At 71.9% G+C, this 23,648-nt stretch carries 23 protein-coding genes; 8 read left to right on the plus strand and 15 right to left on the minus strand.

The genetic code is table 11. From position 1 onward, the window contains the following. Nucleotides 1-69: 69 nt before the first annotated feature. The 5 genes from AB0B35_RS05715 to AB0B35_RS05735 all read right to left on the minus strand — a co-directional run bounded on the left by AB0B35_RS05715 (nucleotide 70) and on the right by AB0B35_RS05735 (nucleotide 7,789). Entirely contained in the window at nucleotides 70-546 is a 477-nt protein-coding gene (locus AB0B35_RS05715; RefSeq protein ID WP_361041112.1) for an SRPBCC family protein, read from the minus strand. Nucleotides 547-548: 2 nt separating this feature from the next. Continuing rightward, nucleotides 549-872: a metalloregulator ArsR/SmtB family transcription factor gene (locus AB0B35_RS05720; protein ID WP_361041114.1), complete on the minus strand. Its 324-nt coding sequence runs from the start codon at nucleotides 870-872 to the stop codon at nucleotides 549-551. 85 nt (nucleotides 873-957) lie between these two features. Continuing rightward, nucleotides 958-4,788 (minus strand): S8 family serine peptidase, encoded by a 3,831-nt coding sequence (locus AB0B35_RS05725; protein WP_361041117.1) that lies wholly within the window; start codon nucleotides 4,786-4,788, stop codon nucleotides 958-960. Between the two features lie 84 nt (nucleotides 4,789-4,872). Next, nucleotides 4,873-7,374 (minus strand): DUF4132 domain-containing protein, encoded by a 2,502-nt coding sequence (locus AB0B35_RS05730; protein WP_361041119.1) that lies wholly within the window; start codon nucleotides 7,372-7,374, stop codon nucleotides 4,873-4,875. A gap of 1 nt (nucleotide 7,375) precedes the next feature. After that, a complete protein-coding gene (locus tag AB0B35_RS05735; RefSeq protein WP_361041122.1) occupies nucleotides 7,376-7,789 on the minus strand; it encodes a hypothetical protein in 414 nt (137 codons plus the stop codon). Nucleotides 7,790-8,047: 258 nt separating this feature from the next. Here AB0B35_RS05735 and AB0B35_RS05740 point away from each other — a divergent pair, with 258 nt between their 5' ends. The 3 genes from AB0B35_RS05740 to AB0B35_RS05750 all read left to right on the plus strand — a co-directional run bounded on the left by AB0B35_RS05740 (nucleotide 8,048) and on the right by AB0B35_RS05750 (nucleotide 9,457). Beyond that, a complete protein-coding gene (locus AB0B35_RS05740) occupies nucleotides 8,048-8,194 on the plus strand; it encodes a hypothetical protein (RefSeq protein ID WP_361041124.1) in 147 nt (48 codons plus the stop codon). Between the two features lie 180 nt (nucleotides 8,195-8,374). After that, nucleotides 8,375-8,677, plus strand: coding sequence for an antibiotic biosynthesis monooxygenase (locus tag AB0B35_RS05745; protein WP_361041127.1), 303 nt, complete (start codon nucleotides 8,375-8,377; stop codon nucleotides 8,675-8,677). 27 nt (nucleotides 8,678-8,704) lie between these two features. After that, on the plus strand, nucleotides 8,705-9,457 hold the full coding sequence (locus AB0B35_RS05750) for an AraC family transcriptional regulator (protein WP_361041129.1): 753 nt from the start codon (nucleotides 8,705-8,707) through the stop codon (nucleotides 9,455-9,457). 17 nt (nucleotides 9,458-9,474) lie between these two features. Here the strand turns inward: AB0B35_RS05750 and AB0B35_RS05755 are convergent, their stop codons facing one another. After that, nucleotides 9,475-11,916 carry a tetratricopeptide repeat protein gene (locus AB0B35_RS05755; RefSeq protein ID WP_361041564.1) on the minus strand — a complete coding sequence of 814 codons (2,442 nt, stop codon included), beginning with the start codon at nucleotides 11,914-11,916 and terminating at the stop codon, nucleotides 9,475-9,477. Between the two features lie 669 nt (nucleotides 11,917-12,585). Between AB0B35_RS05755 and AB0B35_RS05760 the strand changes: the two genes are divergently transcribed. Continuing rightward, nucleotides 12,586-12,729 (plus strand): hypothetical protein, encoded by a 144-nt coding sequence (locus AB0B35_RS05760; protein WP_361041132.1) that lies wholly within the window; start codon nucleotides 12,586-12,588, stop codon nucleotides 12,727-12,729. Nucleotides 12,730-12,965: 236 nt separating this feature from the next. Beyond that, nucleotides 12,966-13,457 carry a DUF4383 domain-containing protein gene (locus AB0B35_RS05765; protein WP_361041134.1) on the plus strand — a complete coding sequence of 164 codons (492 nt, stop codon included), beginning with the start codon at nucleotides 12,966-12,968 and terminating at the stop codon, nucleotides 13,455-13,457. A 10-nt stretch (nucleotides 13,458-13,467) separates the two neighbouring features. Here AB0B35_RS05765 and AB0B35_RS05770 read toward each other — a convergent pair whose 3' ends face one another. Further along, entirely contained in the window at nucleotides 13,468-14,706 is a 1,239-nt protein-coding gene (locus AB0B35_RS05770; protein WP_361041136.1) for a hypothetical protein, read from the minus strand. Nucleotides 14,707-14,755: 49 nt separating this feature from the next. Further along, nucleotides 14,756-15,085, minus strand: a complete 330-nt coding sequence (locus AB0B35_RS05775) for a PadR family transcriptional regulator (protein WP_361041138.1) — start codon at nucleotides 15,083-15,085, stop codon at nucleotides 14,756-14,758. A gap of 103 nt (nucleotides 15,086-15,188) precedes the next feature. Between AB0B35_RS05775 and AB0B35_RS05780 the strand changes: the two genes are divergently transcribed. Both AB0B35_RS05780 and AB0B35_RS05785 read left to right on the plus strand, forming a co-directional pair. Further along, the gene (locus tag AB0B35_RS05780; RefSeq protein WP_361041141.1) at nucleotides 15,189-15,584 is read left to right on the plus strand and encodes a hypothetical protein; all 396 of its coding nucleotides are present in this window, start codon (nucleotides 15,189-15,191) and stop codon (nucleotides 15,582-15,584) included. Between the two features lie 6 nt (nucleotides 15,585-15,590). After that, nucleotides 15,591-16,145, plus strand: a complete 555-nt coding sequence (locus AB0B35_RS05785; RefSeq protein WP_361041144.1) for a hypothetical protein — start codon at nucleotides 15,591-15,593, stop codon at nucleotides 16,143-16,145. 32 nt (nucleotides 16,146-16,177) lie between these two features. On the opposite strand, the gene AB0B35_RS05790 is transcribed toward AB0B35_RS05785, so the two are convergent. The 6 genes from AB0B35_RS05790 to AB0B35_RS05815 form a co-directional block, all read right to left on the minus strand. Continuing rightward, nucleotides 16,178-16,696 carry a hypothetical protein gene (locus AB0B35_RS05790; protein WP_361041146.1) on the minus strand — a complete coding sequence of 173 codons (519 nt, stop codon included), beginning with the start codon at nucleotides 16,694-16,696 and terminating at the stop codon, nucleotides 16,178-16,180. A 98-nt stretch (nucleotides 16,697-16,794) separates the two neighbouring features. Next, nucleotides 16,795-18,507: an acyl-CoA dehydrogenase family protein gene (locus AB0B35_RS05795; protein WP_361041149.1), complete on the minus strand. Its 1,713-nt coding sequence runs from the start codon at nucleotides 18,505-18,507 to the stop codon at nucleotides 16,795-16,797. Between the two features lie 20 nt (nucleotides 18,508-18,527). After that, nucleotides 18,528-19,073 (minus strand): PadR family transcriptional regulator, encoded by a 546-nt coding sequence (locus AB0B35_RS05800; RefSeq protein WP_361041152.1) that lies wholly within the window; start codon nucleotides 19,071-19,073, stop codon nucleotides 18,528-18,530. 114 nt (nucleotides 19,074-19,187) lie between these two features. Next, nucleotides 19,188-20,024 (minus strand): ABC transporter permease subunit, encoded by an 837-nt coding sequence (locus AB0B35_RS05805; protein WP_361041154.1) that lies wholly within the window; start codon nucleotides 20,022-20,024, stop codon nucleotides 19,188-19,190. Continuing rightward, complete coding sequence (locus tag AB0B35_RS05810) at nucleotides 20,021-20,935, minus strand: ABC transporter ATP-binding protein (protein WP_361041157.1); 915 nt, start codon at nucleotides 20,933-20,935, stop codon at nucleotides 20,021-20,023. The genes AB0B35_RS05805 and AB0B35_RS05810 overlap by 4 nt, the downstream gene beginning before the upstream one ends. A 41-nt stretch (nucleotides 20,936-20,976) precedes the next feature. After that, a complete protein-coding gene (locus tag AB0B35_RS05815) occupies nucleotides 20,977-21,099 on the minus strand; it encodes a hypothetical protein (protein WP_361041160.1) in 123 nt (40 codons plus the stop codon). A gap of 25 nt (nucleotides 21,100-21,124) precedes the next feature. On the opposite strand from AB0B35_RS05815, the gene AB0B35_RS05820 reads away from it, so the two are divergent. Next, nucleotides 21,125-22,303: a serine hydrolase domain-containing protein gene (locus AB0B35_RS05820; protein ID WP_361041162.1), complete on the plus strand. Its 1,179-nt coding sequence runs from the start codon at nucleotides 21,125-21,127 to the stop codon at nucleotides 22,301-22,303. 79 nt (nucleotides 22,304-22,382) lie between these two features. Here the strand turns inward: AB0B35_RS05820 and AB0B35_RS05825 are convergent, their stop codons facing one another. Beyond that, nucleotides 22,383-23,588 carry an RNA polymerase sigma factor gene (locus AB0B35_RS05825; RefSeq protein ID WP_361041567.1) on the minus strand — a complete coding sequence of 402 codons (1,206 nt, stop codon included), beginning with the start codon at nucleotides 23,586-23,588 and terminating at the stop codon, nucleotides 22,383-22,385. Between the last annotated feature and the right edge of the window lie 60 nt (nucleotides 23,589-23,648).

A 23,648-nucleotide genomic window follows, 5' to 3' on the forward strand; every position in this document is an offset into this window, starting at 1 on the left:
ACTTCCGCCTTTCAGCCAAGGGGGCGCAGCGTATCAAGCGGAGGGGGCGGCGTCGGCCGGGCGGAGCTCCTACCGGTCCGCCGCCGCCTTGGCGAAGATGTCCAGGACGCCGCGCCAGCCACCGCCGCCGACGAGCCCGTCGCGCATCGCCTGACCGGCCACGAGCCGGTCGAAGTGGCGGTGCTCCAGCTCGACGACGGTCTGCTCGGGTCCCTCGGCGGTGAACCGGACCTCGATCTCGCTGGCGTGGGCGGGCTCGGGGTCGTACTGCCACCTGCCGTTGATCTGCCAGGTGAGGACGAGGCGGTGCGGGGGCTCCCAGGCGAGCACCGTGCCCCAGTCGCATTCGCTGCCGTCGACTCCCCGCTCGTACCAGCGTCCCCCGACGCGGGGTTCGACGACGGCCTCGGCCAGGTCGGCCTGTCCGATGTGGTATTGCGCCGGCCACCAGGTGCCGAACGACCGGGTGAACAGGTCGAATGCCCGCTCGGCGGGCAGGCTGACGGTGACCCTGCCGTACAGCGGCGGGAGCGCGGGTGCGGTCATGGCTACTCCTCTTCGGGTGCGGTGTCGTTGTCCGCGGCCTTCTGGAAAGCCGTGAGCGCGTCCTGCCAGACGCGGTCCAGGTAGGCACGCAGCGCGGTCACTCCGGCGGGATTGAGCTGGTATACCCGGCGCGTGCCGGCGGCGCGGCTGACGACCAGGCCGCCGTCCTTGAGCACGCGCAGGTGCTGGGACACCGCGGGCCGGCTGATCGGCAGGCGGTCGGCCAGTTCGCCCACCGAGCACGGTTGCCGGGCGAGCAGCTCGAAGATCGCGCGCCGGGTCGGGTCCCCGAGAAGTCCCAGGCCCGGATCTCCGTAAGCGTCCACGAACGGTAAGCCTAGACTTACAAAGACGCGGGCGCAATGAGTGAAGGGGCGCCCTCCCGGTCGGAGGGCGCCCCTTCACGGCGCGCTAGCGCAGGTCGTACGCCCGGACGACGGTCTGGGTGACCGTGTTTCCCGCGCCGTCGGTGGCCCGGGTACGCAGCGAGACGCTGCCCGAACCGGCCGGGAGGTGCGCGGTGTACGCGTCGCCGCGCCCCGTCACCCGCACCGTCCGCCAGCTCCTGCCCTCGTCGAACGACACCTCCACGACCAGCGTGGTGTGCCGCGGCGTGGGCAGACCGGCCTGGTGGCGCAGTCCGATCCCGACCGTGTGCGCCCGCCCGGCGACCGACCCGTTGAGGTCGGCGGGCACCCGGTAGTCGACCTGCAGCAGCGGCAGCGCCCGCGCCTTGTCGGCCGTCCCGGACCGGAAGTCCCACACCGTGTCGGTACGGGTCGCCCGGTTCCATTCCGGCGTCGTCCGTGCGGTGGTCAGCTGCAGCCGGTAACCGGCCGCCCCCGCGGGCACCTCGACGTCGGCCATGGCGCTCGGCATCTCCGCGACCAGCGTCCCGTCGCGCCACAGCTTGGCCGCGACCTCGTCGCCCTCACGGAACCCGGCGTGTCCGGCGGCGTCGACGAACTCCGGCACCCGCAGCGACAGGACGTCGCCGAGCCGGGTGGAGAGCAGGCCGCTCGCCGCGGCGGGCCGGACCACCGGCCCGAACCAGGTCTCCCGCGTCTTGCCGGGCCGGTAACTGCGCGGCTGGTCGGTGATGCCACCGGCCAGCGGACCCCAACCGCCCCACGGGTACTCCTGGTGCACCCGGTGCTGCCACACCGAGTCGCCGGCCGACACCCACTCCTCACGGGTGGACGGCGTGGCCACGAAACGGGTGGTGTCGTTCCAGGAGTAGTCCTGCCACGGACGCCAGCCGAAACGCTGCTCACGGGCCCACGGCTCGCCGCCGTTGTGCGCGTACGAGGTGTCGACGCGCATCGAGTTCGCGGCGGTCACCCGGTGCACGATGCGCTGCGGGACGCGGCCCCGCTCTACGTGGAAGACGTCGTACAGGTACGGGCTCACCGGGGTGAGGACCAGCTCGATCGTCGCATTGGACCGGGCGGTGCGGGCGAGCAGCTTCTGCCCGTCGTCGTACGCGACGACCATGGCCGGGATCGGCTCCCGCTCGCCCTGCGGCTCCCACACCGTCCACGCCGACCAGTCGGCGGGGCGGACGATGATGATCGCCGCCGCGCCCGCCGCGGCCGCCGCCGCGATCTGCTCCTGCTCGGTGCGGTCGGCAGCCGTCTCGACGAGCGCGACCGCGTCGCGCACGCGCGCGGCCGCGAGCTGCTGTGCCGTGCCGGTGCCGGCACGGACCAGCTTGAGCCGCTTCGGCCCGTCGTAGCCGGGCGACAGGTGCAGCAGGTTGATGTCGAGCGGGCCCTTCACCCCGTCGATCTGGGCGGCCACGATCGGCGCGACCAGCTGCCAGCGGGACGAGAACTCGTACGAGCCCGCGGTGACCGGCTTCGTCGGGGTCACGTTGACCTGCTGCACGGTGCTGAAATGCATGACGCCGTGGCTGATGGCGCGGCCGTTGCCGTGCACCCGGTGCACGTAGTAGCTGAGGATCGCCTGCTGCTCGGACGGCTTGGGCGTCTCGATCCGGATCGGGGTGCCCTTGCGCGCGTCGAGCAGCACGGTCATGTCCCCGGTGACCTTCAGTTCCGGGTCGGTGACCAGGGTGACCTGCTCGTCGAGCGGCGCACCGTGCTCGATGAGGCCCTGCAGCAGGTAGGTGCCCTCCTCGACCTCGACGGTGCCGTCGTTGCCGACGAGCCAGGTGAGGGTGTCGGAGCGGCTGTCCTCGCCGTGCAGCATGACGACCGGCGCGGAGCCGGGATTGCCGGCCGGGTCGAGCGCCCGCAGGGTGACCTTGTGCCGCGGTCCGGCCAGGGTGAGGCCGACGGCGGTGCGCAGGGCGATCCCACCGGGGCCGGTCGCCGTGATGACACCGCTGTGCCGGCCGCGGTCTAGCTTGGCCGGGTCGAGGGTCGCGGTGACGTCGGCCGTGCCACCGGCGGGCACGGTGACCTGCCCGGTGGTGGTCAGGGCGTCGGTCTCGGCGACGGCCCGGTCGACGTTGCGCAGGTCCACTGTCAGGTCGAGGGTGACGGGCGCACTGCCGGTGTTGGTGAACGTCAGCGTACGGGTCGCCGCCTGCGCCGCCGGGGCGGTGGCGAGCAGGCCGAAGTCGGCGGTGGCGGTGCCGTAGACGGTCTGCGCGACCGCCCGGGTCAGGTCGACCCGGCCCGCGCCCTGCTGGTACACCGTCAGCGACGCGTTGGCGCGAGCGGTGCTGACCAGGGCGTTCTTGAGCTGCCCGGCCTTCCAGCCCGGGTGCGCCTGGGCCAGCAGCGCGGCCGCGCCGGCCACGTGCGGGGTGGCCATCGAGGTGCCCGACGCGGTGGTGTAATTCGCGTCGACGACGGTGCCCATCGACGTCCCGGCGGCACGGGCCGCGACGATGCCGACGCCCGGTGCGGTGATCTCGGGCTTGAGGCCCTCGTCGCCGAGGCGGGGGCCGCGGCTGGAGAAGTCGGCCAGGTTCTCGTCCCGGTCCACGGCCCCGACGGTCAGCGCGGACGCGGCCGCGCCGGGCGAGCCGACGGCGTAGTCGGAGCCGTCGTTGCCCGCCGCGATGACGAACAGGGTTCCGCTGGCGGCGGTCAGCCGGTCCACGGCCAGGCTCATCGGGTCCTGGCCGTCGGTGGCCGAGCCGCCCAGGCTCATGCTGACGACCTCGGCGCCCTGCTCGACGGCCCACTCCATGCCCGCGACGATCCAGGACTCGTAGCCGGAGCCGCCGTCGTTGAGCACCTTGCCCACCAGCAGGTTCGCGCCGGGTGCGACGCCCTTGCGGGTGCCGCCCGAGGCCGCGCCGGTGCCGCCGACGGTCGCGGCGACGTGCGTGCCGTGCCCGTGCCGGTCGACGGCGTCGGGGCTGTCGGTGAAGTTGCGGGCCTGCCCGATGCGTCCGGCCAGGTCGGGGTGGTTCGCGTCGACGCCGGTGTCCAGGATCGCCACGTCGACGCCCTTGCCGTCGAACCCGGCGGCCCAGGCGTCGGGCGCGCCGATCTGCGCGACACTGCGGTCCAGGGCGGCCTCCACACGGCCGTCGAGCCAGATCCGCTCGATGCCGCCGCCGAGGCGGCCGCCCTGCGCGGCGCCGGACCGCGCGCTGCCCGCCGAGGACGCCGCGGCCGCCGTGTCCGCCGCGGCCGGGGCAGCGGGCGCGGTGGCCCGCCAGAAGCCGGCGAGGTTGTCGCGGCTCGCGGTCAGCGCCGCAGCGCCGATGCTCGGCAGCTCGCGAACGCCGGTGACCCCGGCCGTGCGCCTGGCGTTCGCGCCGCCGTCGGCGTAGCGCACGATCAGCGGCAGGCCGGTCGCGGTCGCGTCGCCGTACCCTGCCGCGAGCAGCTCTTCGACGTCGAACAGGTCCGCGTCGACGGCCCCGGACGACACGTACGGCACCACATCGGACGGCAGCACCCGCAGGCCGCCGTCGACCTCCAGGGTGTGGAACGTGATGCGTTCACGCCCGGGGGCGGGGCGCACCGCGGCGGTGTGCCGGCCCGCGCCGGCGTCGCTCACGGTGACGACGTCACCGGTGATCAGCGTGACCGTCTGGCCGGCCGTCGGGGTCGCCGCGGTCCGGCCGGGCGCGGTCGGCGCGGCGGCAGCGGTCTGCTGCGCCGTGCCGACCACGGTGAAGGTGAGTACGGCCGCCATACCGCCGGCGGCGGTGGCGCGGCCCAGGGGTGACCACATCGTGTCGAGCTCCTCACGATCATCGCCGCTGTCCACGGCGAAGGTGATCGGATTCTGCTGCGGCGACGTGTCCAAGGTCACTAGTGCCCGTGCTGCGCAAAGGCGACATGTCACCAGGTGGACAACCCGGCTTCACCGCCGCGCCACCGTGCCGACGCCCGCCCCTCAGCCGCGTGCCGTGAGCAACGCCAGCTGCGCCAGGATCGACGGGTCGGTGATCTTCTCGTCCTCGGCGAGCAGCAGCACCTTGCTGAGCACGACGCTCGTCCTCGGATCGTCGTCGGCGAACGGCAGGAACAGCCGCCGGTGCGGCTTGCGGCCGAACCCGTCCGGCACCACGCACAGGTAGCCGCCCGGCTCGACATGGATGCTGCCGCTGGTCAGGTGCACCCGGTAGACGGCCCGCGAGCCGTGGACCACCGCGGCCGTGCCCTCGACGGCGACCTGGCGCAGGCCCAGGTCGTCGATGAGCGCGGCCAGCACCTCGGCCCGGCTCTGGGCGCGAGCGGGCGAGTCCAGCCGCGCCGGGTCGGTGCCGGCTACCGACACGACCAGGTCGAGGTCGCGCATGACCTCGGAGAAGACGGCCGGAGGCACATCGGCCAGGGGCACGATGTCGCGTCCGGACAGGAACCGCAGGTCGCCGATCTCCACGTCGCCCATGCCGAAGTATCCGTGGAAGTCGCAGCGCAGGGCCGCCGTCAGGTCTCCCGCCGGCCGGGTGGCCTGGTACGCGGCGTAGTCGCCGTGGGTGTGCCAGCCGCGGCCCGACAGCAGCTGCCCGGCGACCCGGCCGGTCACGGTGTGGCCGGTGAAACGCCGCGACACGTCGACAGCTTCGCGTTCGGCGGGCGTGAGCACGTACAGCTCACGGAATGCCTGCTTGACGGGCTGGCGCAAGCGGCGGCGCACGATCTCGGCCTGCCAGTGCCCGAGCCGGCCGGACGCGTACAGGTCGAACGGGTGCGCGGCGGTGACCGGGCTGGACGTGTCGACGTCGGCGAGCAGGCCGACCTGGCCGGCGCGGTCGCGCCACAGCAGGGCGGGCAGCATCGCCGCGCCCGCGGGCAGTCTCAGCAGCCCGGCCAGCTCCTGCGGGCCAACCGGTGTGCCGGTCGCGACGAGCCGTTCGATCACGCCGGTACGCAGCCGCCGGGCCTGGTCGCGCAGCAGTTCCTGGTGTTCGCGGCTGGCCGCGTGGCGGGCGTCGGCGCGTACCGCCGCGGGCACGCTCTTCAAGACCTTCTCGCCGCTGGTCACGGTGATGACCGGGTCGGGGCCGTCCATGACGACCGCGACCGTGTAGTCGCCGACCGTCCACGGCGGTGGGGTGGCGTCGGCGAGGCGGATCTCGCACTCGGTCTCCAGCCGGCTCGCGTCGGGCAGGCCCGCGACCTGGGCCAGGTGCTCCAACGCCACCTCGACCGCGGCGGCGTGGCTGTGCCGGCGGTTCGGGCCGAGCTTCGGCCCGCGCTTGGCGACCTCCCGCAGCGCCGTGTACCGGTCGAGCACCGTCTCGCCCTCGGCGAGCGGCAGCATGCCGTACGCGGCGATGCCCGCCAGGGCGTTGTTCTTCACGCGTTTGAGCACCGCCGCGCGGTTGCGCCCCAGGACCGCGCTGACCAGCTCGCACGGCGTCTGCGCCAGCAGCCGCTCGGTCAGGTCGGGTCCGGCCGCCTCGGCCGCCACCAGGATCAGCTCGCGGTCATACCGGACCACCCCGCCCGCCTCGATCCGGTCCACCACCCGCATCAGCGCGGTCGCCGGTTCGAGCCCGAGCACCTGCAGCAGCCCTTCCGCGTCGCCGGCGTCCCGGCGCAGGTGGAAGGCGCGCAGCCGCACCTCCAGCGGGCACTGCCGCAGATGCGCGACCAGCTCCGCCAGTTCGGCCTCGGTCAGCTCGGCCGCGCCCAGCCGCCGCCTGGTCTTCTCCTCCCCCGCCCAGTCCAGCGCCCGCAGCACGAACCGCAGCCCGCGCGGCACGACAACCTGCGGCAGCTCGTCGTCCGGCATCCCGGCCGAGGTCATCCGCCACAGCATCGCGTCCACGTACGACCGCACGGCGTCCGCGCAAGCGGCGGGCGGTGGCGGCGCGCCACCCGACGGGTCCCGGCCCACGATGGTGTTGCCCAGCCAGCGGTCCACGGTGAACGCGTGCTCGACCAGCGCCGCGTCCAGGGCGTCGCGCGCGTGCAGGGCGTCGAGCAGCCGGGTCACGGCGGGCCGGGAAACCCGCCCCAGCGGCGTCAGCACCAGCACCCGCATCGCGCCCACGTCACCTGATGCGATGACGTGATCAGCCACCTCGTCCAGCGGCGGTGTGCCCCAGGCCGGTGACGTCAGCAGGGCGCGCAGCGCCGCGTCACGGGTCGCGGTCGGCCACGGCGTGTCCAGCACCGCGAGCACGTCCGCGCCCGTCGCGAGCGGGAACGCCTCGTCGTACGCGTCGCTGAACGCCTGATCGATGTCGGGGATGCGGTCCTCCAGGTGGCCGCCGACGCGGTCGTCGCCACGGCGCCGCTGCTCCCGGACGATCGGCCCCAGCTCGCGCAGCAGCGCCAGGTCAACGTCCTTGACGGCGGCACGCACCTGCTCGACCCGCTGCCACAGCGCGTCCCGCTCCTGCGCGAACGCCGCCAGGTAGATGTCGGGGATCGGGTGGTCCACGTCAGCCTCCGACCAGCGCCGTCAGCCGTACGAACACGACCGGCTCGCCGAGGCGCAGCACGATCCGCTCGTCGAGCAGGTCGTGCTGCCGCCCTCCGATGAACAGGGCGAACGTGCCGCGCTCGAACGCCCGCCAGGCCCGATCCACCTCGGCTTCGACGTCGGGCGTGACGGGCTCCCGGTCGGGCAGCCGGATCATGCCCGTCGCGGCCTGGGCGCGGATGTCGTCGTCGGTGAGGTACTGCCGATCCAGCAGGGCGCGGCACCGGGAGCCGTCCGCCTGCCAGGCGCGCACCTGCTCGGCGACGGCGGCGCGGATCAGCTCGCGCACCGTGGTCTGCTCCTGCGCCAGCTCGACCAGCACATCGGGCAGGCGGTCCCCGCCGGGAACCCTGCTTCGCACCTCGACCCGCACCACGCGCCTCCTCGCCTAGGACGGCCCCGACCCTAACTGCGCCGTCCGACAACAAGGGATCACTCCGAAACGGACTTAACGACCTACCGGCGGTGATGGCGGTCACGGTCGGTAGGCATACCTAGACCCACCTAGGCATGGCACTAGGTAGGTCGTGGGCAGGCAAGATACGCCGTCGCTACGGATGGAGCGGAGGTCGGGCCGGAGGAGTATTTACCTCGTCAGCAAGACACAGAGTCAAGGACTGAGGAGTCTGCGATGTTCGGATCGCCCGAGATGTACTTCGATCTCGCGAAGTTGCATCACCGAGAGCTCATCGACGAGGCCGCGAAGGAGCGGGTGGCCAACGGGGTGCACCGCCACGGCCGCAAGCGCCGCCAGGCGCGCGACCACACGGCACGATGAGCACGACCAGACAGGCCCGGGATCCGGAAACGGACCCGGGCCTGTTCGTGTCCACCGGTCGGTGACGTGTCCGATGCGAGCGTGAACGTGTCCTGCCGACGCGAGCCGGACGGCCGTGAGGCGGCGAGGATCGAATCCAGCCGCGGCAGCCGCCGCCACCGCACCTTCCGGAGGACCTCCATGTTCATCGCGATCGTCGACTTCCGCACCGCCCCCGCCGACCGGACCTCGGCCCTGGCCCAGCTCGACGCCGAAAGCGACCGCGTACGCGCCATGCCCGGCAACATCGCCTTCCGGGTCTACGCCTCCCGCGCGGACGAGTCCGCGATCGCCATCGTGCACGAGTGGGCCGACGAGCAGTCGTTCGCCGGATACCAGGCGTCGGACTCCTTCGCCCGCTCCGGCGAGGTGCTGCGCCCGATGATGATCGCGCCGCCCGTGAGCCGCCGCTTCCGTGCCGACCTGCTGGAGACGGTCCGCTGACTACCATGGGTCCGTGCGAGGCCGCCGATGACCCGTGAGGCGTACAGCTTCGTCCGCACCTTCCCCGCGGAGCCGGTCCGCGAACTGCGCGTCGACCGCCACTACCTGCTCTGCGCCTCCGCCGGGGTGCTCCGGCTGGAGGCGCAGGGCCAGGCATGGCTGCTGCCCCCGGCGCGGGCCGCCCTGATCGAGGCGGGCCGGCCGATCCAGGTCAGCATCCCGCAGCCGGTCACCACCGCCTCGGTGCTGTTCGACCCCGGATTCACCGCCGCCCCGCCCGCGCCGCTGACCGTGTTCGACCTCAACCCGCTGGCCCGCGCACTGGTCGACGAATGCGGCGCCTACGGCGAGAGCGACGAGCCCCTTCCCGCGTACGCCCGGACGCTGTTCAGCGCGCTCGCCGCCGTGACCTGGCGGCTCGCCGAGCAGCCGAGCCCGGTCGTCGTCCCGGCGGGACGGTCGCCGGAACTGCGCAGGGCCCTGGCCGCCACCGAGCGGCAGCTCGGCGGGGAGGTCAGCTTCGCCGACGTCGCGGCCGAGGTCGGCCTCGCGCCGCGCTCGCTGGCCCGGCGCTTCGCCGAGGAGACCGGGCTGACCTGGCGAGCGGTGCTGCGCCGGATGCGCGTGCTGCGCGCGATCGAGGAACTCGCCGCGGGCGACGCCCCGGTGACCCGGATCGCGCACACGGTCGGCTACACCTCGCTGTCGGCGTTCAACGCCGCCTTCCTGGACCTGACCGGCCGCACCCCCACGGAGTACCGCGCCAGCTTCCGCCCCTGATCCGGCCGGAACGGCAGTCAGCTGGCCGCCAAGACCTGGACCTGGTCCGCGGCCAGCATCGTCAGCGGATGGGCGTCGCCGAACTCCTGCCGGTGGGAGGCCACGCATCGCTCATAGGTCGCCGCCGCTTCGGCGCGGCGGCCGGCCTGCCGGTAAGCGCTGCCGAGCAGATGCCATGCCAGGAGCGTGTCCGGATCGTCATCGCCGTATAGGTGCCGTCTGCGAACGAACCCGTCTTCGGCCAGCTCGACGCCCTTGTCGGGCGCTCCACTGTTGAGGTAGGCGATCGCCAGCTCGGTCTGCGCGCGCAGGGTCACGAACCGGTCGGGCCCGAAGGTCGCCAGGTTCTCCTTCCATCGCCGCCGCATCGCCTTGACCCGCTTGCTCAGCTTCTTGGCCTTGGCCTTCGCCTCGACAAGGTCGGCACGGGCCGTGACGGCATCGTCGTGGTTCTCGCCCAGGCACGCGGCGGAGGCTGTCGCGTTCTCCTCGTAGAGGACGATCGCGTCGGCAAGGAACCCCGCGATGTCGAGGTGCAGGGCCAAGGCCGCCGTGAACTCCACGGTCGTCGGGTGCTCCGCTCCGAAGATGCGGTGGCACTCGCGGACGTTGTGCCAGAAGAGGGCGATCGACTCGATGAACCGTCCGTTGTGCCAGTAGGCGACCGCCAGGTTGTTGCGACCGGTCAGCGTGTCCGGGTCGTCGTCTCCCTTGACCCGCCGATAGTTCGCGAGTATCTGCTCCTGCATCCGCAACGCGTCGGCGGCCCGGTCGACGTTGAGGTAGGCCATCGCGAGATTGTTCTGGGCGTCGAGGGTGTCGGGGTGGTCTTCGCCGAGCACCCGCAGGTAGTCGGTCACGTTCTGTTCGCCGAGGGCGACGGCTTCGTCGTACCTTTTAGCCTGGGCGTGGGCCACGGCGAGGAAGTTCCGGGCGTTGATGGTCTCGGGGTGGTCGTTGCTGAGTATCCGCTCCGCGTCCGCAGCGAGCAGGGTGCCCAGTTCCATCGACCGCCCCGGCTCGTGGGCGTACCACAGGTGGTCGACGGCCCAGACACGCAGCCCGACCACGCGGGCGACGGTGCCGGGCGAGACCAGCTCCTGCTTGCCGATGATGCCGGCGAGCACCGCCCACAGCACCTCGATCTGGGCGACCAGCTGCTTGCCTTCGTTTCGCATGGTCCAGGCCGAGGCGCGGGGGATCTTCAACCCGTCGAGGATGGTCACCACCTGCGCGATGACACCGTCGACCGTCCCGTTGGTCAGCGCCACCTCGCGGACCACCCGCTGCAGCAGTCGATGCACGATGACCTGTGATCCGTCCTGGCTGAACGTCAGCAGCGACCGCTCGCCCAGCAGGGCCAGCGCGGTCCGCACCCGCTGTGCGTCCACCGTTTCGCTGGCAGGCACGACGGGCGCCACGACGCCGCGATCGGCCGCGGCGGTGAGCATCTCGACGGCCACTCCCGCGGGCGACAGGACGGACAGCAGCGACAGCAGCCACATGGCCAGGCCGGTCGAGTCCTCGCGTTTGATGTCTTCCAGTGCCAGCGCGAACGCGTGCACCGTGCTGCGTGGATAGTGGTCGCCGGGCACGTGCTGCAGCTGCCCGGCGATGTCTACCCGGCGAAGTTGCGCCGCGTACAGCGCGAAGGTCGGGTGCGCCCGGCCGCGGCCGATCGTCGACGCGGCTTGCGCCAACGCAACCGGGAGGCAGCCCAACTCGTCGGCGATCTGCCGTGCGCCCTGCACGTCGGCCAGGCCGGTCCGGGTCAGGAGGTAGTCCACGGCCTCCGGCTCGGTGAACACGTCCACCGCGACGGTCAGCCCCAGATTCCCGAACGAGCCGCGCGTGGTGGTGACCAGGACGCGTACCTGCCCCACCGTGGGTGTCCATTGCGCGACGAGGTCTGGATCGGTGGCGTTGTCGTAGACGATCAGACAGGGCCCGGGTTGGGTGCTGAGCCAGCGGAGCGCGTCTGCGGCGGCGGTGGCGGAGTCAGTGTCCGGCCGGCGCACGCCGCAGTCGTCGGCGAGTTCGGCCAGCCGGGTGATGATGCCCTGCCGGTCCTGGGCGCCGGCCCAGACGACGACGGGGTACCCAGCCTCGATGCAGGTGCGCGCGAATGCCGCCGCGGCTTGCGTCTTACCGACGCCCGGCCCTCCGGTGAGGGCGCACAGCCGGTTCTCCCGGCCGGCGAAGACCTGGGTGAGTTCCTGCAGGATCGCTGCCCGGCCACGAAAGGCGACGGCTTCGTGGGGAACCGCGCCGACGATCCGCTGGGAGGGCGGTTTGCCGCGGTCGCGGTGCGGCGTGTAGGGGCGGCCGGCCCAGGCGATCAGCGGCAGCAGCACGGTGCCGGCGACGAAGGCGGCGAGGGTGAGGGCGTTGTCGCTCTCCATACCCGCCGGACCGTCCGCGATCCACCAGGTGATGCCGAACGTGGAGGCACCGGCCACCAACGTCAAGGACCAGCGAAGCATCGGCGGCATCGATCCCCCACACGGCTGTATGCGACCCTGTAAAGCTCACACAGTGTGATCGGGTTAGATACCATCCGTATGGTCACTTCGAGGTCGCCCACACGTCCGTAGATCTGGGACCGTCGCACACCCACGGTGCGCCGCAACGGTTTCGGTCACCGAGCAGGCCGCGCTCGGGGGCGGCCGCGGCTCATGCGCGGGTATTCAGGCCGGCGACGATCGCCCTGGCGACCGGCGACGGGTCGGAGCCGTCCGCCACGTAGACAGCCGGCTGGGCCATCGAGCGCGGCGTCGTGCCGCGATGCGGCCACGTCGCCGGGTGCACGATGAACGGATGGCACAGAAGACGTCACCGGCGACGTACCCGTCCCGCTCGAACTGCTCGACTTCACGCCTGTCCACGACCCCAGTGTGACCCGGACAGCCATCCCGGGCAGCCTTACAAATGCGCCTCAAAGGGATGTCCTATCACCGCCGTGGTGGTGGCGGTCACGGTCGGTAGGCATACCTAGACCGGCCTAGGCATGGCTCTAGGTAGGTCGCGGCCAGGCGGGATACGCCGTCGTTACGGATGGAGCGGGGGTCTGGCGGGAGGAGTATTCATCTCGTCAGCAAGACAGTGGGTCAAGGACTGAGGAGTCTGCGATGTTCGGATCGCCCGAGATGTACTTCGATCTCGCGAAGTTGCATCACCGAGAGCTCATCGACGAGGCCGCGAAGGAGCGGGTGGCCAACAGGGTGCACCGCCACGGCCGCAAGCGCCGCCAGGCGCGCGACCACACGGCATGATGAGCACGACCAGACAGGCCCGGGATCCGAAACGGACCCGGGCCTGTTCGCATGCGTCGACCGGCGCGGCCGTTCTCGCGATCCTTGCCGACGGCGTCGATCCCGCGACATGTCTGCCCGCGACGCGTGCGACGCTGCGCGGCGCATGACGGACGCGCCGGTCACCGGGCTGCACACAAGACGTCGGCTTCGGCGTGTCCGGGTTTCCCCGCCGACGTGCGGGGCATCTGGGTCGTATGCACCTGCCCACCAATCACCGGAGGCGCCCGCTCTGGCGGGCACTGGCCGGCTTGTCCGCTGTCTGCCTGCTGGGGTTCGGCCTGATCGGCGTGGTCGCCACCGCGGGGCAGCCCTTCTTCCACGACGGCGACACGATCGTGCTCGGTCTGCGTACGAACCCCGCGCTGGCCTGGCTGTCCGTCGCCCTGGGTGTAGTCGCGCTGATCGGAACGGTCATCGGGACCGCGGCCACGGCCGCCTACCTCGGAACAGGCGCGATCTGCCTGCTCAGCGGCCTGGCGTGCCTCACCCTGCTGGAGACCTCGGTCAACATGCTCAACTTCGGCGTGTCCACCTGTGTCGCATCGTTCCTCGTGGGAACGGTCCTGCTGACCGCGGGGCTGTACGCCAGGACTGGCACCCCGCGCCAGGCGGTCACCGAGGAGGTGCTGCGGCACAGCACCCGCCCCGGCGACAAGTTCGCCGTCGAACCGCACGCCAACCCGTAGGCGTGGAAGCTCATGACCCGTCGGTAACTCCGGCAGGGTCGCGCCTCAGTGCCGTGCCCATGGCCGCGCCACCGGCTGCGCCGATCGCCCAGAAGACGATCATGATGATGATGAAGTCGGGGCGCACCACGTCGAGGACCGCCGACTGCCATGTCGGCGGCACCGCGTCGCCCGTGCTCAGGTAGCCGGCCTGCCGCTGCGCCCAGACCAGCGCCTCCGGGACGCCGACGGCGATGATCGCCACCAGGGCGGCGAGCCCGGACAGCGCCGCGGCGCGCAGTCCCGCGCCGAAGGAACGGTTGCGCCAAGCCGTGACGAGCGCGACGGCCAGCAGCAGCACACTCGGGCCGACGATCCAGAAGTCGAGGATGCCGCCCCTGCTGTGGGCCAGTGACCAGCGCGAGGCCGCGAACGAACCGGCCGCGACGAGCACCGCGACCCCGGCCGCCGACGCCCACGCGGCCCTCGGCCGCCCGGACCGCAGCGCGGCCCACATCCCGCCCAGGGCGAATCTGCGCCGCTCGGCGGGTGGGTCGATGGCCGCGAGTTCGGCGCGCAGCGCGGCGCCCCAGGCGGACCGGTTCTCGGGCAGGTCCGCGGTGGCCAGGTCGAGCAGGAGCTGCCACACGTCCCGGGCCGGCAAGCGTTGCGTGGTCTCGGTGCGCGCGCCGCGAGCCGCGCCGAGGACCGGCCAGGGCAGGGCCCAGATCAGCACGACGAGGAACACCGCGAACGGCAGCAGCAGATCGCCCGCGCCCAGGTTGGCCACGACGGGGAAGCTGCCAGGTTCGGCCTGGTAGGCGGCGTTCAACGGCAGGTGTGCGGCAGCGGTGCCGACGGCGACCGCGACGAGTGTGAGCAACCCCGCGACCGTTCCGGCCCCGAATCCGCGGGCCCGGGCCACGGTGGCCGCGGCCAGGGCGGCGAGCCCCGCGCAGGCGACCGCCGCGAGCAGCCCGAGCACCATGGCGAGCAGCGCTATGTCGACACCCCAGCCAGGTCCTTTGTCGACCGTGGCGAGATACAGGCGTTGCAGGCCGAAGGTGAGCGCCGCGGTGCCGGCGGCGACACCGATCAGCAGCGGCCACACCGGACGCCTGGTCCCGTCGCGCCACCCGGCGCGGACGCGAGAGGCGAGCGTGCCCACACCGCCATGGCGTACGGCATCGCGCAGCCGGACGGCGAGCACCACGATCGCGAGCAGCGGTGCCGGTGCGAGCACCACCAGGGTGAGGAGAAAGTCGAACATCGCGGGCCTCCGAACGGCAGGGGCGGGTCGGGGATCGAGCGGTCGAGGGTCAGGCGGTCCTGGGCGCGAGCGCGGCCGGGCCCGGGGCGGGTGCGGCCTCGGCGGCGCGGGCCGCCGCTGCGACAGCGCGGGCGAGTTCGGCGCCCGCGGTGGTGAGCCGGTAGAGGTGCCGGGCCGGCCGCCCGCGCGGCGGGTCGGTCTCCCAGGAGGTCTCCACGTGTCCGCGTTCGGCGAGGCGGATGAGGATCGGGTACACCGTGCCCGCCTTCAGGCCGAGGGTGCGGCACAGGTCGTAGCCGTGGCTCCAGTCCTCACCGTTTTCGGCGAGGGCGACGAGCACTGCCGCGGTCTGCGGGGAGGGATGTCGTACGCGTGCCATGCCTCTAATATCTACCTAGGTAGAGTTAGCGCGCAAGCCCTTTCTCCGCACTGGCCGCCAGGGGTCTGCGAACGCCGCGTTCGCATGGCAGGATCTCCTGTTCGTGACGCCCCGCCACCCCACCCGCTCCGCCGGGTTCGTCGTACTGGTCCTGACCACGCTCTGCGGCGGTGTGCTCGGCCTGGTCATGCTGGTCAACCGAATCGAGCCGACGGTCTCGACCTGGCTCGCCGGGGTCTCGTTCGCGCTGTTCGTCATGCTGTGCGGGGTCGCCGCCCCCGGCTGGTTCTGGCGGGAGCACGAGGTGTGGCGGGCGCTCGGCGGTCCGGAGCAGCTGGCCGCCCAGGTCCGGGCCCACGCGGAGCAGCAGGCCGCGTATTCGGCGGCGGTCCACGCGTCCTATCAGGCCCGTGCCGCGCAAGAGGCCGCACACTGCACCGCGAACGGCCCGGACCGCACCGAGGCCAAGGCGGGACCGCCGCCTCGGATCGACGGCTGAACCCACGTGCCGGTGACACTCCGCCGCACCCGGACGTGGCTGGTCCAGGTGCTGATCGCACTGGCGGCTCCGGTCGCGCTGGCCTGGGCGCTGCTGACGATGCGTCGCGACATGATCGCCGGGCTGCCACCGGCGATAGTCGGCCGCGAGCTCATCATGGTCACGATGGCGGCGATCGCGGCTCCCATCGTCGTCATGAAGACCCTGGGCGCGCTTCGGTTCCGCTTCGTCATCGACAGCGCCGGTCTGACCATCCGGACCCCCGACATCACCGCCGCTCTCCCGTGGTCCGACATCGAGTCGGTCATCCTCGACGACCTGCGCATCCTCGTCGTTCCCGACCCCGGCCACCAGCGAGCCGACTATCCGGGCATCGGCAGGTTCGCCGGCACGACATCCGACGGCCGCAGCTGCTTCGAGGTCCTCGTGCTGTCGCAGGTGCGCGAGTCACCGGCCGCGATCGCGTCGGCGCTCGCCGAGCACGCCGGGCCGCGCTTCACCGACGCCCGGCGCCCGGCCCGGCACGGCGGCACCGGCTCGCACTCTGCGCCACCCGGCTGAGTGGTTCGCCGCAGCCACGGCCCTCGGCGTGTTCAGCGGTTCTTGGCGGCGGCAACCTCCGCTGCCACCACGGCCATGAGTTTGGCGATGTTCTCCGGGGTCGCGTCGTAGCCGGCGGTCGTCGCGCCGAGAACCATGGTGCCGTCGAGCACGCCGACGCCGACGTGGGTCTGGCCGTCCTTGGTCACGCTTCCGGCGAAGGCCTGCTCCCCCGGGTTCGGCGCGGGCACGGCCCTGACCTCGGGAACCGCGTTGCTCAGCTCGACGGCCTTCTGATAACCGGCGGACGCGTCCGCCGCGGTGGCGTACTCGTCGGCCGAGATCGTCACCTTCTTCGAGCCGTCGCTGTTCGTGTACGCCACGCTCCGGGTGGCCGTCGGGCTGCCGGAGGCGGTGGAGTTCCAGCCGGTGGCGAGCTCCTGGCTGATCTCCGGGAAGAACCCTTGCACCTCGCTCAGCGGAATGACGACGTTGCGCGGAAGCAGGGCGCCGGTGGCCGACGGCGCGGCGGCCTGCGGCACGGTCGCGGACGTGACTCGCCGACACCTCATCCCCGTGATCGTTCGACTTGCCGGGCACCTGTGCGTATCTTGAACGCGCATTCGCCCATGTGCCTGGCAAGTCGAACGATCAGGGACGCGTGGCAGACCTACGGCCGCATCTCGTACGCGCCGCAGAGGGCCTCGACCTGGGACCACACGGCGGCCGTGCGGGACGCGTCCCGGGCCGGGCGGCGCAGGTGCGCCAGTGCCCAGGCGGCCTGGGCGTCGGTGGTGGCCGCCTTGCCGTGCAGCTCGGTCGCGTACGCGGAGAAGTCGCCGACGAGCACCGCGAAGATCTCGTCGAGCAGATCGCGGTCCAGGCCGGTCGACTCGGCCTGCTCCAGGATCAACTGGCCGTAGACGACCAGCGCGAACAGCTGCCCGATGGTGAGCAGGAAGTCCAGGTCGCGCTGCTGGTCGGCGTCCGGGGCGTGCGCCTGCAGCAGCGCGCACAGCCCGTCGGCCTGCTCCCGGAACACCGCCACGTTGGCCAGGTCGGCGTTCTTGTCGTACGGGCCGCGCCAGTCCTGGAACCGGATCTCCCCCAGCCCTCGGGCGGGCCCCTGCCGGAACAGGAACTCGTCGTCGGCGGCGTCGTGGCGGGTCGGCACCGGCGCGAAGCCGGCCGGCCGGAACAGGTAGTTCGGCATGAACTTCAGGATCAGGGCCAGGTTGACGTGCACGGTGCCTTCGAGCTTCGGCAGGCCGCGGATGTCCTTGGCGGCCTTGTCGAAGTAGGTGTCGGCCTCGAAGCCCTTCGCGGCGATCACGTCCCACAGCAGGTCGATCACTCGCTCGCCCTCGGTGGTGACCTTCATCTTCGTCATCGGGTTGAACAGCAGATACCGCCGGTCATCCGGGCCCGCGGACCGGAAGTAGTCGACGGACCGGTCGCTGAACAGCTTCATCGCGACCAGCCGGGCGTACGCGTCGGCCAGCTCGCGGCGCACGTGCGGGAAGTCGGTGACCTTCCTGCCGTACAGGACGCGCCGGTGCGCGTGGGTGACGGCCTCGTACATCGCGTGCTCGCAGATGCCGATGGAGGCCGTGCACAGGTTGAACTTGCCGACGTTGACCGTGTTGAGCGCGGCGTCGAACGCGGCCTTGCCGGTGTGCAGCACATCCTCGGCGCGCACCGGGTAGTCCTCCAGCCGGAACTCGCTGACGTACATCTGCCCGTTCACCACGTTCTTGACCAGGTGGTATGCGGGGTGGCGGCTGTCGGCGGCGAAGAAGACATAACCGTCGGGACCCTCGACGTCGGCGCGGCGGCCGAACACGGAGACCAGGCCCGCGACGTTGCCGTTGCCGATGTAGTACTTGCCGCCGGTGGCCCGGAAACCGTCCGCGCCGTCCGGGGTCAGGATCATGTCGGTGGAGTAGATGTCCGCGCCGTGGGCGCGCTCGGACAGGCCGAACGCCATGACGTGGCCGTCGGCGAGCAACTGGGCGGCGCGGGCGCGGGCGGCCGGGTTGGCGCTCTGCCACACCGGCCCGAGGCCCAGGACGGTGACCTGCCAGGTGTACCAGTAGCCGAGGCCGTAGAAGGCGAGGACCTCGCTGAGCGCGGCGTTGCGCGCGGTGTCCCAGCGGGTGCCGGTGCCGTCGGCGGCCGGGGTCAGGAACGTGGCGAACAGGCCTTCCTTGGCGACGAAGTCCAGGAAGTCGGCGTACCAGGTGCGGTCGTTGTAGCTGTCGACGAGCGTCTTCTTGCCGCGGTTCTCGAAGAAGTCGACGGTGGCGCGCAGCAGCCGGCGTGACTCGTCGTCGAGGTGCGCGGGGTCGTAGGTGCGCGGGTTCAGCAGCAACGGGTGCGTCATGGCGGTTCTTCCCTATCCGGTCAGAGGTCGTGGAGGGTGTGCAGGACGTCGTCGAGCCAGGCCAGGACCATGCGCTCGTACTCGATGCCGCCGCGCAGCACGACGTGCTGCAGCCGCTGCCCCGCGTCGAGCTTGTCGGCGTCGGGGAAGTCGCGCTGCTCGCCGGTCAGGTAGCGGCGCAGGGTGGTCTCGTGGTCGGCGCGATACCGCTCGACCTCGGTGATCAAGGCGGTCCGGCCTTCGGCGTCGTCGAACGCCGCGCCACGGATCTTGACGGCCAGCTCGTGGCGGACGGTCTCCGGCTGGACCGGCTCACGCAGCCAGGCCGTCAGCGCCTCCCGGCCGGGCGCGGCCACGGAGTAGCACCGCTTGTCGGGGCGGCCGTCCTGGCCGATCTCCTCGGCGGTGACCCAGCCGTCGGCCTCCATCCGCCGCAGCACCTTGTAGATCTGCTGGTGGGTCGCGGTCCAGAACCGCCCGATCGACCGGTCGAACCGCCTGGCCAGCTCATATCCGGACCCGGGCCGCTCCAGCAGCGAGACGAGGATCGCGTGTTCCAGTGCCACGCCCGCCATCCTGCTATGAAACTAATTGCATATCAACAGCCGCGCGAGGCGGATTGGCCGGCTACGGAAAGGGGCCTGCTTCCGCGACGGAAGCAGGCCCCGGGGTCGGTCCGGTCAGGACACGTCGCGGGTGCGGGTGAGCAGGGTGCCGATCAGGCCGGTGACCAGGGCCCAGGCGACCAGGACGAGCGCGCCGACCCAGTAGCTCGGCTGGCCGGGCAGGTCCGCGCCGCTGGTCATCAGGGTCGACGCGAGCGAGGGCATGGCCCACTGGACGTTGGCCAGCCAGTCCCACTCCAGCAGGTTCGTCAGCACGTTCACGATGATCGACACGGCGATCGTGCCCACCGTGTACATGACCATCGCGGTGATGGTCGCGCCGATCTGGCTGCGGATGAGCACGCCGATGCCGATGCCGATCAGCGCCCACAGCGCGTACGCCAGGCCGTTGAGCAGGATCGCCCGGATCACGTCCCAGTCGCCCAGGGCGGGGGTGATGTTCTCCGAGTTGAGGAAGATCGCGGTGGCCGGCACGGTGATCGCCGTGGTCACCAGCCACAGCACGACGCCGAACACGCCGCCGGCCGCCGCCTTGGCCAGGATCACCGAGGTGCGGTGCGGGGTGGCCAGGAACGTCGTGGTCGCGGTCTGGTGGTGGTACTCGTTGGTGACCGTGATGATGCCCAGCAGCATCACGAACATCAGGCCGAAGTACTGCCCCGAGGTCACCATGTACGAGGTCAGCGCGACGGGTTCGACCAGCGCCGACATCGCCGCCATGCCCTCGGGGTCCATGCCCTCGGCCATCTCCGCAGGCTGCTCGATCACGAAGTGCATGTTCAGCGCGTTGATCGCGAACGCCAGCAGGAGCAGGCCGAACGCGCCGAGCGCGAACAGCCACCACACGTTGGTGGTACGGATCTTCAGGAACTCGCTGCGGATGAGCCTCACCGGATCGCCTCCTTGCCGGCGGTCAGGTCGAGGAAGACGCGCTCCAGGTCAGGGCGCTCGGTGACCAGTTCGTGCACGGCCACCCCGGCGCTCAGCGCGGCGTCGCCGACCTGCTCGGCGGTGACACCGGTCAGCACCAGCGCCCCGTCCTCGCTGTTGCTGCCGACGCCTGGAAGCGCGGCGAGCAGCTTGTCGGGGTGCGGGGTGCGCACCCGCACCGAGCCCGCGTTGCCCGCCCGGCCGATCACGTCGGCGACCGGCCCCTGCGCCACCAGCCGGCCTGCGGCGATGATGACGACGTCGTCGGCGAGCAGCTCCATCTCCGAGAGCAGGTGGCTGGAGACCAGGATGGTGCGGCCTTCCCCGGCGAGCTTCTGCAGCAGGTCGCGCATCCAGCGGATGCCCTCGGGGTCGAGGCCGTTGGCCGGCTCGTCGAGGATCAGCACGCGCGGGTCGCCGAGCATCGCCGCGGCGATGCCCAGCCGCTGGCGCATACCCAGTGAATAGCCCTTGAACTTGCGCTTGGCCGCCGGGGTCAGCCCGACCAGCTCCAGCGCCTCGTCCGCGCGGGAGGCCGGCAGGCCGGCGGCGGCGGCGATGACCCGCAGGTGGTTGCGGCCGGTGCGGCCCTTGTGCGCGCTCGACGCCTCCAGCACCGCGCCGACCGCCTGCAGCGGCTCGGCGAGGTCGGCGTAACGCACGCCGCCGATCGTCGCCGTGCCCGCCGTCGGCGACACCAGATTCAGGATCATTCGTAACGTAGTGGTCTTGCCTGCGCCATTCGGTCCGAGGAAGCCGGTCACACGTCCCGGCTTGATGGTGAACGACAGCCCGTCGACGGCCTTGACCTGTTTGTAGTGCTTGGCCAGGCCGGACACGACGATCTCACCATCGGTGATCACATTGCCCATCCGGACAGTGTGCTCGGTCGGGGCAAGCCCGGCCAGTGCGATCAGGCCCCGAATACCTCCATGACAGGGATATCCGCCGCCAGGACGACTGCGGCATCCTCCGCACGGCCGACGACAGCGTCCTTCGCCGGATTGACGGCACCGATGCGCAGATCGGGCAGCATGAGATTTGTCCAAAGGGGAGGGATCATGTCCAGAACACCCATCCGTGCCGCTCTTGGGGCCGCCGTCGTATTCATCCTGTTGGCCGGTGCCGCGCCCGCCGCCGCCGCCGGGTCGACGCTGCGCCCGCAGCTGGAGGCGATCACCGCCGCCGGCATGCCCGGCGTGTTCGCGCAGGCCGTCGACGGTCGCCACCGGCAGTCCGCGGCCGCCGGGGTCGCCGACGTCACCACCGGCGCGCCCACCCGGCCCGGCATGCGCCACCGCGTCGGCAGCATCACCAAGACCTTCACCGCCACCGTCCTGCTCCAGCTCGCCGGGGAGGGCCGGCTGCGGCTCGACGCGCCGCTCGGCCACTACCTGCCGGCGTACGCCGTCGACGGGGTCACCGTCCGGATGCTGCTCAACCACACCAGCGGCATCGCCGACTACGACCACGTCATCTTCGCCACCGACACCTCGCTGGAGGAGAACCGACACCGCACCTTCACCCCGGCCGAACTGGCCGCGTTCGGGCTGGACCAGCCCGCCACGAACCCGCCGGGCGCGGCCTGGTCCTACTCCAACACCAACTACGTGCTCGCCGGGATGATCCTGGAGAAGATCACCGGCCGGTCGCCGGCGTACGAGATCACCAAGCGGATCATCCGGCCGCTGGGCCTGCGCCACACCTACCTGCCCGGCACCGGCACCCGCATCCACGGCCCGCACGCCGCCGCCTACATCCCCTGGTACGAGGGGGTGCTCGTCGACTTCGCCGACTACAACATGTCCTGGGGCTGGGCGGCCGGGGACCTGGTCTCCACCACCGACGACCTCAACCGGTTCTACCGGGCGCTGCTGACCGGCAACCTACTGAAGCCCGCGCAGCTCGCCCAGATGCAGACCACCGTGCCGTGGGTGCCCGGCGCGCCGGAGTACGGCGGCTACGGCCTCGGCCTCTACTCGAACCTGCTGCCGTGCGGGCTGGCCTGGGGCCATGACGGCCTCGTGCTCGGCCACTCCACCATCTCCTGGCACAGCGCCGACGGCCGCCGCCAGGTCACCGTCGCGCAGAACATGACCCACTACGTCGCGCCGGGCCAACCCGACCCGATCGCCGACGCGACCATCACCATGCTGGTCACGCAGCTGTGCGGCGAGCAGGCGGCCACAGCCCGCACCGCTGCCCGCCCGCACCTGGCCGAGCAGTCCTTCCGGCGCTGAGCTCGGCTTCCGGGCGGTCTTCGGACCGCCCGGAAACGGCCCGGCACTACCCGACAGCGGTTACCACGGACCGAGCGCATCACGAACCGGAGGCGGTGTCCAGGTCGGCCAGGCGTTCGGACAGGAACGCCCGCTCGGCTTCGTTCGCCGTGACGGCCAGCGCCCGGCCGTACGCCTCGCGGGCCTCCGCCGTGCGCCCGGACCGCAGGAGCAGGTCGGCCTTGACCGCGGGCAGGTACTGGTAGCCCGCGAGACCGCCTTCCTGTTCCAGCCGCTCGACCTCGGCGAGTGCCGCGCGCGGCCCGGCGACCATCGCCAGCGGCACCGTCCGGTTCAGCGCCACCACGGGCGAGGGCCAGACCTCCCGCAGCCTGTCGTACAGCTCGACGATCTGCGGCCAGTCGGTCTGCTCGTACGAGGGCGCCTCGGCATACAGCGAGGCGATGGCCGCCTGCAGTACATACCGTCCGGGCCGGCCGCCGCGCAGTCCGGCCACGATGAGGTCGTGTGCCTGCGCCATGGCCGCCCGGTCCCAGCGGGTGCGGTCCTGTTCCTGCAGGCGCAGCAGCCGTCCGGCGGCGTCCACCCGCGTGGCCCGGCGCGCGTCGGTGACCAGCAGCAGGGCGAGCAGGCCGCGGACCTCGGGCTCGTCGGGCATCAGCTCATGCAGCATCCGGGCCAGGTGCAGGGCGCGGTCCACGAGGTCGGCGTTCACCAGGTCCGCGCCCGACGGCGCGGTGTGACCGGTGGTGAACAGCAGGTGGATCACGCCGAGGACCGGTCGCAGCCGGTCGGGCAACTCGGCCGCGCGCGGCACCCGGTAAGGGATACGGGCACCCGAGATCTTTTTCTTCGCCCTGGTGATACGAGCCGCCATGGTCGGCTCGGAGACCAGGAACGCCCTGGCCACGTCCGGGGTCGGCACGCCGCACACCAGTCGCAGGGTCAGCGCCAGCTGGGCCTCCTGCGACAGCGCCGGATGGCAGCAGGTGAAGATCAGCCGCAGCCGGTCGTCGGGCACGCCGCCGTCGGCATCCTCGTCGTCGGGCAGCCGGTCCACGGCGCTCTCCTCGGGTTCCAGCAGCAGTGGGAGTTTCGACCGGAACGTCTGCTCGCGCCGGATCGCGTCCACCGCGCGCCGCTTGGCCGCCGTGGTCAGCCACGCCGCAGGGTTGCCCGGGACGCCGTCGCGGGGCCAGCCCCGCATGGCCGCGGCGTACGCCTCCTGGACGCACTCCTCGGCCAGGTCCAGGTCCCCGACCACACGCACCGTCGCGGCAAGCACCAGGGCCCACTCGCGACGGTGCGCCTCGGCGATCGCCGCCGCGACGGCCCCCGGCTCGCT

Origin of the sequence: Catellatospora sp. NPDC049133, from assembly GCF_040648455.1 — a bacterium.
Classification (GTDB): domain Bacteria; phylum Actinomycetota; class Actinomycetes; order Mycobacteriales; family Micromonosporaceae; genus Catellatospora; species Catellatospora aurea.

What these genes read in the sequence shown, in the direction of transcription:
- AB0B35_RS05750 (WP_361041129.1), top strand. Translation starts at nt 8,705, where the DNA reads ATGACCCGTGAGGCGTACAGCTTCGTCCGCACCTTCCCCGCGGAGCCG.
- AB0B35_RS05815 (WP_361041160.1), bottom strand. Translation starts at nt 21,099, where the DNA reads ATGCTGCCCGATCTGCGCATCGGTGCCGTCAATCCGGCGAAGGACGCT.
- AB0B35_RS05765 (WP_361041134.1), top strand. Translation starts at nt 12,966, where the DNA reads ATGCACCTGCCCACCAATCACCGGAGGCGCCCGCTCTGGCGGGCACTG.
- AB0B35_RS05760 (WP_361041132.1), top strand. Translation starts at nt 12,586, where the DNA reads ATGTTCGGATCGCCCGAGATGTACTTCGATCTCGCGAAGTTGCATCAC.
- AB0B35_RS05715 (WP_361041112.1), bottom strand. Translation starts at nt 546, where the DNA reads ATGACCGCACCCGCGCTCCCGCCGCTGTACGGCAGGGTCACCGTCAGC.
- AB0B35_RS05770 (WP_361041136.1), bottom strand. Translation starts at nt 14,706, where the DNA reads ATGTTCGACTTTCTCCTCACCCTGGTGGTGCTCGCACCGGCACCGCTG.
- AB0B35_RS05820 (WP_361041162.1), top strand. Translation starts at nt 21,125, where the DNA reads ATGTCCAGAACACCCATCCGTGCCGCTCTTGGGGCCGCCGTCGTATTC.
- AB0B35_RS05745 (WP_361041127.1), top strand. Translation starts at nt 8,375, where the DNA reads ATGTTCATCGCGATCGTCGACTTCCGCACCGCCCCCGCCGACCGGACC.
- AB0B35_RS05740 (WP_361041124.1), top strand. Translation starts at nt 8,048, where the DNA reads ATGTTCGGATCGCCCGAGATGTACTTCGATCTCGCGAAGTTGCATCAC.
- AB0B35_RS05795 (WP_361041149.1), bottom strand. Translation starts at nt 18,507, where the DNA reads ATGACGCACCCGTTGCTGCTGAACCCGCGCACCTACGACCCCGCGCAC.
- AB0B35_RS05810 (WP_361041157.1), bottom strand. Translation starts at nt 20,935, where the DNA reads ATGGGCAATGTGATCACCGATGGTGAGATCGTCGTGTCCGGCCTGGCC.
- AB0B35_RS05790 (WP_361041146.1), bottom strand. Translation starts at nt 16,696, where the DNA reads ATGAGGTGTCGGCGAGTCACGTCCGCGACCGTGCCGCAGGCCGCCGCG.
- AB0B35_RS05775 (WP_361041138.1), bottom strand. Translation starts at nt 15,085, where the DNA reads ATGGCACGCGTACGACATCCCTCCCCGCAGACCGCGGCAGTGCTCGTC.